At 39.8% G+C, this 11,392-nt stretch carries 14 protein-coding genes; 9 read left to right on the top strand and 5 right to left on the bottom strand.

The annotated features are described in order from the left end of the window. Positions 1-7: 7 nt before the first annotated feature. The 6 genes from HL290_RS16370 to rplS all read left to right on the top strand — a co-directional run bounded on the left by HL290_RS16370 (position 8) and on the right by rplS (position 3,267). Positions 8-490 carry a type IV pilin protein gene (locus tag HL290_RS16370; protein WP_198497021.1) on the top strand — a complete coding sequence of 161 codons (483 nt, stop codon included), beginning with the start codon at positions 8-10 and terminating at the stop codon, positions 488-490. Further along, positions 487-912 (top strand): type IV pilin protein, encoded by a 426-nt coding sequence (locus HL290_RS16365; protein WP_005038325.1) that lies wholly within the window; start codon positions 487-489, stop codon positions 910-912. The genes HL290_RS16370 and HL290_RS16365 overlap by 4 nt, the downstream gene beginning before the upstream one ends. 147 nt (positions 913-1,059) lie before the next feature. Further along, entirely contained in the window at positions 1,060-1,311 is a 252-nt protein-coding gene (gene rpsP, locus HL290_RS16360; RefSeq protein WP_000260334.1) for a 30S ribosomal protein S16, read from the top strand. A gap of 21 nt (positions 1,312-1,332) precedes the next feature. Then, positions 1,333-1,881, top strand: a complete 549-nt coding sequence (gene rimM, locus HL290_RS16355) for a ribosome maturation factor RimM (RefSeq protein WP_003653772.1) — start codon at positions 1,333-1,335, stop codon at positions 1,879-1,881. 42 nt (positions 1,882-1,923) lie between these two features. Next, a complete protein-coding gene (gene trmD / locus HL290_RS16350) occupies positions 1,924-2,679 on the top strand; it encodes a tRNA (guanosine(37)-N1)-methyltransferase TrmD (RefSeq protein ID WP_198497020.1) in 756 nt (251 codons plus the stop codon). A gap of 219 nt (positions 2,680-2,898) precedes the next feature. Then, complete coding sequence (gene rplS, locus HL290_RS16345) at positions 2,899-3,267, top strand: 50S ribosomal protein L19 (protein ID WP_003653770.1); 369 nt, start codon at positions 2,899-2,901, stop codon at positions 3,265-3,267. A 52-nt stretch (positions 3,268-3,319) separates the two neighbouring features. Here rplS and HL290_RS16340 read toward each other — a convergent pair whose 3' ends face one another. Both HL290_RS16340 and HL290_RS16335 read right to left on the bottom strand, forming a co-directional pair. Further along, positions 3,320-4,261 carry a lipase family alpha/beta hydrolase gene (locus HL290_RS16340; RefSeq protein WP_198497031.1) on the bottom strand — a complete coding sequence of 314 codons (942 nt, stop codon included), beginning with the start codon at positions 4,259-4,261 and terminating at the stop codon, positions 3,320-3,322. A gap of 117 nt (positions 4,262-4,378) precedes the next feature. Continuing rightward, entirely contained in the window at positions 4,379-5,410 is a 1,032-nt protein-coding gene (locus tag HL290_RS16335) for a lipase secretion chaperone (RefSeq protein ID WP_198497019.1), read from the bottom strand. 153 nt (positions 5,411-5,563) lie between these two features. Here HL290_RS16335 and truB point away from each other — a divergent pair, with 153 nt between their 5' ends. The 3 genes from truB to HL290_RS16320 all read left to right on the top strand — a co-directional run bounded on the left by truB (position 5,564) and on the right by HL290_RS16320 (position 7,921). After that, a complete protein-coding gene (truB, locus tag HL290_RS16330; protein ID WP_198497018.1) occupies positions 5,564-6,469 on the top strand; it encodes a tRNA pseudouridine(55) synthase TruB in 906 nt (301 codons plus the stop codon). Between the two features lie 19 nt (positions 6,470-6,488). Beyond that, entirely contained in the window at positions 6,489-7,265 is a 777-nt protein-coding gene (locus HL290_RS16325) for a sulfite exporter TauE/SafE family protein (RefSeq protein WP_198078153.1), read from the top strand. A gap of 212 nt (positions 7,266-7,477) precedes the next feature. Next, on the top strand, positions 7,478-7,921 hold the full coding sequence (locus HL290_RS16320; RefSeq protein ID WP_003653765.1) for a hemerythrin domain-containing protein: 444 nt from the start codon (positions 7,478-7,480) through the stop codon (positions 7,919-7,921). Between the two features lie 7 nt (positions 7,922-7,928). Here HL290_RS16320 and HL290_RS16315 read toward each other — a convergent pair whose 3' ends face one another. From HL290_RS16315 to serA, 3 genes are all read right to left on the bottom strand, one after another. After that, a complete protein-coding gene (locus HL290_RS16315; RefSeq protein ID WP_005038341.1) occupies positions 7,929-8,792 on the bottom strand; it encodes an EamA family transporter in 864 nt (287 codons plus the stop codon). Between the two features lie 92 nt (positions 8,793-8,884). Next, positions 8,885-9,769: an EamA family transporter gene (locus HL290_RS16310; protein WP_198497017.1), complete on the bottom strand. Its 885-nt coding sequence runs from the start codon at positions 9,767-9,769 to the stop codon at positions 8,885-8,887. Positions 9,770-9,867: 98 nt separating this feature from the next. Then, entirely contained in the window at positions 9,868-11,100 is a 1,233-nt protein-coding gene (gene serA / locus HL290_RS16305) for a phosphoglycerate dehydrogenase (protein ID WP_056482508.1), read from the bottom strand. Positions 11,101-11,392 lie beyond the last annotated feature (292 nt).

The raw sequence follows: 11,392 nt of genomic DNA, 5'->3' as shown, positions 1-11,392 counted from the left end.
ATGACTTATGAATAAATACTATATCCAGCGGTTTAATCAGGGTGTTACCTTGATTGAACTCATGGTTGTCATCGTGATTGTCGCTATTTTTGCTTCGATTGCTATCCCTTCATATCAAAGTTATAGCCGCAGAGCGACTGCTTCTGCTGCTAAAGGTGAAATTCTAAAATTGGCAGAACAATTGGAACGGCATAAATCCAAGAACTTTACCTATAGAGGATTTACCACCACATCTGTAACGTTGCCACGGGGTGGTTATACGATTGAAATTAGTGATGACACAACAGCAGGAAATTTATTGACGAATGGTGCTGCAAATGGGCAGACATGGGTCATTAAAGCGACAACAATAGATTCAAGAAACTTTAATTTTATTGCTAAGAATTCAGGTTTGCGTTGCCAAAGTTTAACAGCTACGGCTGTTGATAATGACTGTGGTGGAACAGTCACTTGCAATGTATGTGAAACAAATAGTGAGAATTGGCAATGAAGAATGGTTTTACCTTAATAGAACTCATGATTGTAGTGGCGATAATTGCAATTTTAGCAGCGATAGCTACTCCTTCGTACTTACAATATTTACGTAAAGCGAACCGTACAGCCGTTCAATCTGAAATGATGAATATTGCCCAAACATTAGAATCAGAAAAAATAGTTCACAATCGTTATCCATCGAATGCGACTATTACATCGATTTATGGTTCTAGTGTAAGTCCTCAACAAGGCCAGGCCTTATATAACTTGGCTTTTGCTAACATAACTGATTCAAGTTGGGTATTAACAGCTACACCTATTTCTACTACTTCTCAGGCCAGTGATGGGATCATTTGTCTTAATGATCAAGGGCAAAAGTTTTGGGCAAAAGCTGCAACTGATTGTGCGTTATCTGCTACATCAAATTGGCTACAGTAGTTTTAAATTCAAAACTGCGGATAACTCAAAATTTAATCTTTCTTTCAGGGCAAAAATCACGTAGAATGTTGCCCTCTATGAAAGGGGTTTGAAGTGTTGCCGATGGTCGGCGCAGGGATAATCCGTAAGAATTATAAGGCTTTTATCATGGTTGTTATTCGTTTAGCACGTGGCGGCGCAAAAAAACGTCCATTCTATCAAATCGTTGTGACTGATAGCCGCAATGCACGTGATGGTCGTTTCATCGAGCGTATTGGTTTCTTTAACCCGACTGCACAAGGTCAAGCAGAAAAACTTCGTTTAGATGCAGACCGTTTTGCTCACTGGGTTTCTCAAGGTGCTCAACCTTCTGAACGTGTTGCTTCTTTAGCTGCTCAAGCTAAAAAAGCTACTGCATAATTTTTTTGTAGTAGGTAACCCATGACATCAACACAGAATGTTCCCGAAGATCGTATTCAGATTGGACAGTTACGTTCAGCTTATGGATTGAATGGGTGGCTCTGGGTGTATTCAAATACAGAACCCATGAGCAATATGTTTGACTACCTGCCTTGGTACATTGAGACCAAGGCCGGTTGGCAAACAATAGATGTAAAACGTTGGAAACCACATGGCAAAGGTCTAGTTGTTGCTTTGAAAGGTGTGAGTGATCGCACTGGAGCAGAAAACTTGGTTGGCGCTAATATCTGGGTTGCTAAGTCTCAACTGCCAAAAGCAGATGTAGATGAGTACTACTGGTCAGATTTAAAAGGCTTAACAGTGTTAGGTCTGGATGATGAAGAACAGGAAGTAAACTTAGGTAAAATTCATGAGTTATTTGAAACTGGAGCCAATGATGTAATGGTGGTGCATGCTACCCCAGACAGCATTGATTCAGAAGAACGCATGATTCCTTGGCATAAAGATGTAGTACAACGTGTTGATCTTGAAGCTGGTCGTATTTACGTCAATTGGGGCGTAGATTATTAATCCTTTTAGGATTAATACAGCAGGAAAATAGAGGAGTCTGTGATGTTTTTTGCAGTCATTACGCTTTTTCCTGAAATGTTTGAAGCGATTACAGCCTACGGCATCAGCGGACGTGCGGCAAAACGGGATATTGTACAAGTCACTTGTATTAATCCTCGTGATTTTGCTGAGGGAAACTATAGAAGAGTGGATGAACGTCCATTTGGTGGTGGCCCTGGGATGGTGATGATGGCTGAGCCTTTGGCGAAAGCAATTAACCATGCTAAACAGCTTGCCTCACAAGCAGGACATGTTCATGTTCCTGTAGTGTATATGTCTCCACAAGGCAAAACCTTAAATGAACAGGCAGTACAGCAGTTTGTTGATTACGACGGCTTAATTGTACTGTGTGGACGTTATGAAGGAGTAGATGAACGTTTGATCCAGCAATATGTTGATCAGGAATGGTCAATTGGTGATTATGTTTTATCTGGTGGTGAACTGCCCGCTATGGTGTTACTTGACAGTATTATTCGCCGTTTGCCGAATGTAATGTCAGATGAACTGTCAGCAGTACAAGATTCTTTTGTTGATGGTCTTTTAGATTGTCCACAATATACAAAGCCAGACCATTTTGAGGGGCTGGATGTACCAGAAGTGTTAAAATCTGGACATCATGGCAATATCGAAAAATGGCGCTTTTTGCAGCGTTATCAACGAACTTTAGAACGTCGACCAGAGTTGGCTGAAAAAGTAGAGTTGAATAAGCAGCAGAAAAAGTGGCTAAAAGATGCGCAAGGGAGTGGTGGTAATTCTTAACCGCTATTCTCAGGAACGAAAGTTCTGCAAAAATACGAGAAGCAATGCTTCGAGTTAAAGCATGATTCTATTTAATGAATAGTTTTATGTATATTCTAAGGCTCTTTATAGACATATTGTCATAAAGGGAAAGATAAACGGGTTGATATGCGTTTTAGCCTCTATCCCCAGCGGAACCTCAGACCTCTTCTGACTCCGCACATATTGGAGATTCCCACAATGAGTGGTAAACATCCTTTAGTTCAAATTATTGAAAATGCACAGTTAAAAACTGATATCCCTGCTTTTGCTCCTGGTGACACTGTTATTGTCCAAGTTAAAGTAAAAGAAGGTGAGCGTGAGCGTCTTCAGGCATTTGAAGGTGTTGTAATCGCGAAGAAAAACCGTGGTTTAAACTCTGCATTTACAGTTCGTAAAATTTCTAGCGGTGTTGGTGTTGAGCGTGTATTCCAAACTCACTCTCCAATCGTTGCTAAAATCGAAGTGAAACGTCGTGGTGACGTTCGTCGTGCTAAACTTTACTACCTCCGTGACTTGTCTGGTAAAGCTGCACGTATTCGTGAAAAATTACCAGCTCGTAAAGCGTAAGCTTATACCGAGTAAAAAAATGCGCCTTTTGGCGCATTTTTTTGTTTAAAAATTATAGTCCTTGAAGTTTTAATCGGTTTGCATGTTGACGGTAAACCGAGACAGGATCTGAAGCAAAAATAGAGCGTATCCCAAGCACTTGGTTCACCTCATCTAAATGATTCCAGTTGTAATCATCACGAATGGTTTTACCAAATTTGGCGCTGCATCGTGAAACAAGCCCATCATTATCACCAAACGGATCGACTACTAGGCTACTGCCTGTAAGGGCAATATCAAATGGATCTAATGGATTTGTTAAAGCTTTATTTCCTGAGAAAGAATACATATAAATACCTTTCTCTTGATATGTTCCCTCACCACAAGAAGTAGTTGGCATACCCATAGGAAATTGAGCATTAAACTGAGCTGAACCTTTAGTTGATAAGCTATGAGCACCTGCTAAAGAGTCGTGCGGATAGCTTGTCGGATCTAGACCTCCTGCCCAAGTAATTGCTGCTGAAAACCAGTTTACTAAAGTTGCCACGCCTGCAAGAGGAGTACCCTCAACATTCAGGATGACATCTGCCATTGGTGATCCCTTATGAGGTGCGCCAATCGTTGTGAGTGATGCCACTTTTTCTGGCATGATACCAGCCACATAGCGAATTGTTGGGCCCCCGTGGCTATGACCGATTAAATTGACTTTGGGTTTACCGGTAATGGCAATAATTTCTTCTACTTGCTGTGCAAGTTGTTCTCCACGCACTTCTGTTGAGTTAAATGGTGAGACCCTTGTTGCCCAGACATTTCCCCCATTACGAGCAAGATCAGGAAGAATTTGATACCAATAATCAAGACCAAGTGTATCTGTTCCAACTCGGCTAAAGCCTGCCATACCATGGTTAAAAACCATTGGATATTTTGTTTGTGCGTAAGATGAATATACGAACGAGCTTTTAACTTGTTCAGCATTTGTTGCATGGGCCGCTGAAATACTCAGTCCTGAGAGCATTGCAGCGCAGAAAAACATTAACTTCCTTTTCATTTTTTACTCACTATTTTTATTTTGTATGAAAAGCAGCTTCTTACTGCTAGTGAATGTTTAGCCAATTCCCAAAAAAGGAAAGGCTTAGTAATTAAATGGCAGTTCACCTCCCTGATCATGGACCGTTTCAAAAGTTCGAAGTCTTAGTTGTTCTTGTGATGAATTGAATTGTTGTTGACGTAACTGCTGAATCGCTTGGTTTTTGGCGCTATCACTCATGTTACTTTTAATAATTTCATCTCGACCATCGAGGTAACTGGTGACTCTTTGTTGCCAAGCATTCCGTTGTGTATCTAAAGTTTCTAATCTTTGAGTCGCCTCGGCTCCAACAAGTGCTGTACGCATTTGCCGAAGTTCTTCTGCTGAACCATTGCGTGCTTTAATTTGTTTGGTCAGTGTATGTAAATCATCAAGTTTGGAGAGTTCTTGTAGGTTGTGTTGCCAGTCTTCTGGAAGTTCTTCAAAACGCTCTTTAAGCTTTCGTGCTTTTTCAATTTCGCTTAAAGAAGAGTCCTCAAGTATCTGCATTCGATCTAGTGTGTAGTTCTGATAGATATCTTCGCTCGAGAAGAGCCCTTCAATTTCAGAGGCAGAAAAGAAACGTTTTCTTATATCTTGGATCGAGTTAAAAATCTTTTGAAAATAATTTTTATCTTGTTGTTTTACTGAAGGTGCTTGGATTTGAGCAAGCTGTTCACGATATTTTAAATAACGGGTCCATAAATCCATAATCTGTGAGCGAGCTGGCTCTAGATATTGTCCTTGAATAAATTTCCCAAAGTGAATTTTGATTTGTTCTAAATCATTTTCCCCATATTGAGTAATAAAATATTCAAAGCAGTCACGGGTTTGACTATTCACGACCAAATGTTGGGAACTATCAATTTTTAATTGGCAGTTAACTTCTGTGTCTTGCTGACTTTTACTATGATACGCATCTTCGTTTAGCGATGAATGATCTGTGTGAGGAGATGATGCTAAGTTTTGAGCTGTCTTTTCACTGACTTGGGCTGATGTGTTTTTTGAGTTTGGACTTAACCAATATACACATGCAATGAGGCCCAAAATAAAAAATCCGAGCACACACCACAATACCTTCTTCTGCATCCCTTGCATAAAGATATCTTCCTTAAGTTTTAATTTGTTGTTTTTTTACTCGATTATTAATGTGCCATAAAATAAGTGAAAAGGCACCTAAATATTGTGAAAATATCTTGCCGAATTTGCTAACATGTCGGCACTTTTTTCTAGCTTTGTGTTCCAGTAAAAATGACGACAAAAAATCAAAAAATTTCTCGTCGCCATATCAGTGGTGTATTTCTATTAAATAAACCATTAGGGCTTAGTTCAAATGCGGCTTTGCAAAAAGTGCGTTGGTTATATCGCGCCCAAAAAGCAGGTCATACAGGAGCTTTAGATCCTTTGGCGACAGGGTTGCTTCCTATTTGTTTAGGAGAGGCTACCAAGTTCTCACATTATTTGCTGGACTCAACAAAGCGCTACCAAACCACTGTTCGGTTGGGGCAAACCACAACGACAGGTGATGTGGAAGGGGAGATTCTACAAGAACGCCCTATTCCTGTTCTGAACCGAGAGCTTATTGAACAAACCCTAGAAAAATTTAGAGGTGATATTCAACAAGTTCCGCCAATGTACTCTGCTTTGAAAAAAGAAGGTAGACCGTTATATGAGCTTGCTAGAAAAGGTATCGAGATTGAGCGTGAAGCACGTCCAATCACAATTTATGCCTTGGAGCTCATTGAATTTACCGAAAATAGTATCACTCTGGATGTAACTTGTTCTAAAGGAACGTACATTCGTGTATTAGGTGAAGATATTGGCGAAGCACTTGGTTGTGGTGGGCATTTAACGATGCTAAACCGGACTCAAACCGGACATTTTGAGCTTATTCCGAGTTATACCATTGAATATCTGGAAAGTCTGACAGAAGAGCAAAGAGAAGCTTTGTTACTTCCAGTTTATGCTCCAGTTGACCATTTCTTAAAAATTCAGGTTCCAGAAGGGCGTGAAAAATATTTTTGCAACGGTTTAGAAAGCAATATTGAGCATTCTGCAGAAGCAGAGGTTTTGGTTTTTTCGGATGAGCGCTGTCTAGGTTTAGCCGAGATTACCGATAAAAAACGGTTGGTACCTAAACGTATCTTAAATTTGTAGTAGATGTAGAGTATAGAGCATGGGCATGGAATGGGATGTTATCCTGAGTTTGATCTTTTTTGCGTTTACTGCGGGAGCGATTGATGCTGCTGTTGGGGGCGGCGGACTTATTCAGATTCCAGGCCTTATGAGCACTTTCCCGACCATGCAGACTGCAACGGTGATTGGTACTAATAAGCTTTCTTCAATTTTTGGTACAGCATCGGCTGCTTATACTTTTGCGAAAAGAGTGAAGTTGCAATGGAAACTTTTAGCAGTTATTGCCATTTGTGCTTTGATTAGCTCTTTTGCTGGCGCTGCTTGTTTATCCTTAATTCCTCAATCTGTATTGCGTCCTTTCGTATTCGTAATGTTGATTGTGATAGCAATTTATACGCTAGTTAAAAAGAACTTTGGACAGGTCCATACTGAGCAAAAAATTACTAATAAAATGCTGGTTTTGGCTGGCATAGGTAGTTTAGCGATTGGTTTTTATGACGGAATTTTTGGGCCGGGGACGGGAAGTTTCTTTATCTTCTTCTTTATCCGTTTTTTACAAGTCGACTTCTTGCATGCTTCTGCCTTATCCAAAATTGGTAATTTTATGACCAATTTGGCTGCATTGAGTTTCTTCATTCCGACAGGACACGCTATTTTGCACATTGGCTTAATGATGGCAGTAGCGAATGTATTGGGTTCTATTATTGGGGTGCGTACCGCACTTAAATACGGTAGTGGTTTTGTCCGTATTATCTTTTTAATTTTAGTCAGTGTTTTAATTTGTCGTTTGGGCTATCAACTGTTTGTAACAGGCTAAATATTTCGAAAAGTATGAACTGATCAGGAGAAGAAGTTCATACTTTTTGTGTAGGCATTTAAAATCATAAATATAAAAATAATTACAGAAGTTTACTAGAAAGAAAACTGTGTAAAAAATAGTCTCATTTTAAGCTACTTAAACATTATAAATTTCAACGTATGATAAACCTTGAAATAAAAAAGATTTTTTAGCTAAAAATGAGGAAGAGAATGAATATTTTCGAAGCATTAAGAGAAAGCCATGAAAATCAACGAAACCTTTCTGAACAATTAGTTCAGACACATGGTTTAACCGAAGAAAGAAAAGAATTATTTGATGCATTAAAAAATGAACTGTATGCCCATTCTGTTGCTGAAGACCGTTATTTATATATCCCTTTAATGTTTGATGATGTCGGTTTAGATATTACGAGACATGCTTTATCTGAGCACCATGAAATGGATGAGTTGGTCGAACAGCTCGAAAAAACAGATATGAGTAGCCCAAGCTGGTTAGCAACCGCCAAACAGTTGAGTGAAAAAGTCCATCATCATTTAAAAGAAGAAGAGCATAAATTTTTCCAACAGGCGGGAAAAATTCTTAAAGACAGTGAAAAAGAAACGCTTGGTAATAAATATTTAAAGGAATATAAAAAGTATAAAAAGCAGCAATAGTATTTAACTACGCTACTTTTTTAGTACTTCTTAAAGTAACCCCAATCGACGCTAGCATTACACAAGCTAAAGCCACCCATTGCAGCATGCTGATTTCTTCGTGAAGTAATAAGAAACCCGTTAATGCTGCCAATGCGGGTGCTAAACTCGTGAGGGTACCGTAAGTTAATTTATTAAGTTGTTTGAGTGCCATCAAATCAAGAGCGTATGGAATAGCGGTCGCTAAAATAGCAATAAGTAATGCTTTACCCCAGTACTGCGTTTCAAGTAATGCTGGAGCATTATGCCAGATACCAATGGGTAGCAAGGTCAGTGCAGATAATCCAATTCCGATAGTTAACGCATGCATACCTATATTTTGGGTCACAACTTTCTGACCAAAATAAATATAGAAGGCCCAGCAAAATCCAGCACCTAGTGCGCATGCAGCACCTACATAGGAAAAGTGGTGTTGCGTTGGGTCTTGCCAAGGTACCATCAGTGCAATACCTAACATCGCAAGTGCTACCCAAATGTAGTCACTCTTTTGTTTAATAGAAAGTAGAGCAAGACCTAATGGTCCAATAAATTCTAAGCCAACTGCAATCCCTTGAGGTAATTTTCCAAGCGACGTATAAAATAAAATATTCATGAGACCTAAAGATGCGCAGTACATCAATAAATCACGCCATTTTAAATAGGGTAAGCGCGACCAGATTTTCCACGAACGGAACATGATAGCGACAATAACCGTTGCAAAGCTCAGCCTTAAAATTGTAACGGTCAGAGGGTCTAATATTGCAATGAGCTGCTTAGCAAATGAAGCACTGATTTGATATGAGACCATCGACAGAATCATATAGAGCACAGCAATAATAGGAATATTCTGCATGGAAAATACCCGAGGGCCTCATCTAATATTACTTAAAATAAGAATGTTTAATTATAGCGAATACCATGTTCCAACTCGCAGGTTGAGTCGATTTAACTGACTGTTTTTTCACGTTCCTGACGTGCTTTTTGGGTAGTTATGGTACAACCGACGGAAGCTGCAATAATTGTTGCGAGTGCCAGCCATTGATTCCATAACAAATATTCACCTAAAAAGATAAAGCCAGAAAGTGCAGCAACTGCGGGTTCTAGGCTCATCAATGTTCCAAAACTTAACGGTGTTAAATTACGTAGTGCTAGCATTTCTAAAGAGAATGGTAATGCGCTGGCTAAAATTGCTAAGCCAATAAAATAAAAAAGATAGGGGAGCTCTATAACTTGGCCCATTGACCCTGAGAAAAAAGTAATTGGTAGCAATACACATGCGCCTACAGTCATTCCTAAACACACAGTATGGTTACCTGAAATGCCAGAAGGTTTTTGACCCGCAATAATATAAAGCGCCCAACATGCACCCGCACAAACCGCAAATAATACTCCGATCCAATCCAGACTATGAGCCTGATTGAAAGGGAAAAGTAAAATGAGACCAATAATTGCGAAACTGACCCAGACAAAATCATATTTCTGGCGTGCGTGATATAGGGCTACACTTAAGGGGCCAATAAATTCAAAAGCCACTGCAATACCAATGGGTAATCGCTCAATTGACAGATAAAAAAGCGCATTCATTCCGGCAAGAGCAAATCCATAAGCCAAGATCGCTTTCCAACGAACCTGACTAAAATTAATTCGCCAAATTTGGAAAATAAAGGCAAGAATCATTGCACCTAAACATAGGCGCATTGCGGAGACAGTGAGCACAGGAAAGTTCTGGAACAGAATTTTAGCTAAAGATGCGCTGCTTTGTACGCTTAGCATAGCGAGAATGAGAAAGCCCAAAGCATGTAGCTGAGATTTCTGGTTCGAACTGGACATTTTATTATTTGATCGATTGGTATACTTTTCACATGATAATGTAAATGTCCATAAAAAAGCCACAGACAATGCTGTGGCTTTTAAATTTACAGTTCGTATTAGAACAATACGCGCACGCGAATTGTACCTTCAACTTCATGCAACATATCTAAAGCTTCTTGAGAAGCAGAAGCGTCAACGTCCATTACGAGGTAACCGATGTCACCTTTAGTCATGAGTGATTGACCAGAAATGTTGATGCCTTGTTCAGCAAACAAGTTGTTGATTTTAGACAATACGCCCGGTACGTTTTTGTGGATGTGCAATAAACGGTGTTGACCAGCAGTAAGTGGTAACGCGATTTCTGGGAAGTTCACCGCAGAAAGCGTCATACCCTTGTCAGAGTAAGCAACAAATTTCTCTGCAACTTCTAAACCGATGTTTGCTTGCGCTTCCATGGTTGAACCGCCAACGTGAGGAGTTAAAATCACATTGTCTAAGCCACGAAGTGGAGAAACAAACTCTTCACCATTTGCTTTTGGCTCTTTAGGGAATACGTCAACCGCTGCACCAGCAATATGACCAGACTTGATTGCATCTGCTAAATCTTCAATCACTACACATGTACCACGTGCAGCATTTAGGAAGATTGCGCCTTCTTTCATTTTTGCAAATTGTGCTTTAGTGAAGAAGTTACGTGTAGATGGAACATCAGGCACATGTAATGTAACCACATCAGCAGTCGCTAAGAGTTCGTCTAACGAACCAACTTGGCGAGCATTACCCATTGGTAATTTAGTCACTGCATCGTAATAAATCACATGCATACCTAAGCTTTCAGCAAGAACAGAAAGCTGAGAACCGATGGAACCGTAACCTACAATACCTAAAGTTTTGCCACGAGTTTCGAAAGAACCGACAGCAGACTTATCCCAACCACCACGATGACAAGCCGCTGACTTTTCAGGAACACGGCGAAGAAGAAGAATCGTTTGAGCAAGTACAAGTTCTGCAACCGAACGCGTATTTGAATACGGTGCGTTAAATACAGGAATACCACGTGCCATTGCTGCTTTAAGATCAACTTGGTTTGTTCCGATACAGAAACAGCCCACTGCGATCAATTTATTTGCAGCTTCGAAAATTTCTTCAGTCAATTGGGTACGCGAACGAATACCAATAAAGTGAGCATCTTTAACAGCTTCTTTTAGCGCTTCGCCTTCAAGAGCAGTTTTACGATAGTCAATATTGGTGTAACCCGCAGCGTTTAAAGTATCGACTGCGTTTTGGTGAACGCCTTCTAACAAAAGGAAACGGATTTTATCTTTAGGTAGTGAAAGATGTTGGCTCATTACGGCTCCGCTACAAAGGCCAAATTTGGTGGCGCTATCATAACATAATGGGCGGTGCTATAGATATTTCGTTTACGCCATCATCTTATGGCAATTTTATCTATATCTAATCACTTCTGTTTATGGCTTGTTGACAGTTTTAAAATGTGCTTGTCATTTGAACTTAAAAATATTGATGCTTTGACGGTTCATAAGTCATTTATGAAGGTTAAACATGTTTTGTAGTGACAGTATCTCTATTCTGAACTTTATCGCTTGTGCGGTTACATGTAGAATATAGCTTATGGCTTTG

This window comes from Acinetobacter sp. AC1-2, assembly GCF_016124155.1.
GTDB classification, from domain to species: domain Bacteria; phylum Pseudomonadota; class Gammaproteobacteria; order Pseudomonadales; family Moraxellaceae; genus Acinetobacter; species Acinetobacter calcoaceticus.
This window is presented reverse-complemented; position numbering and strand designations above follow the sequence as displayed.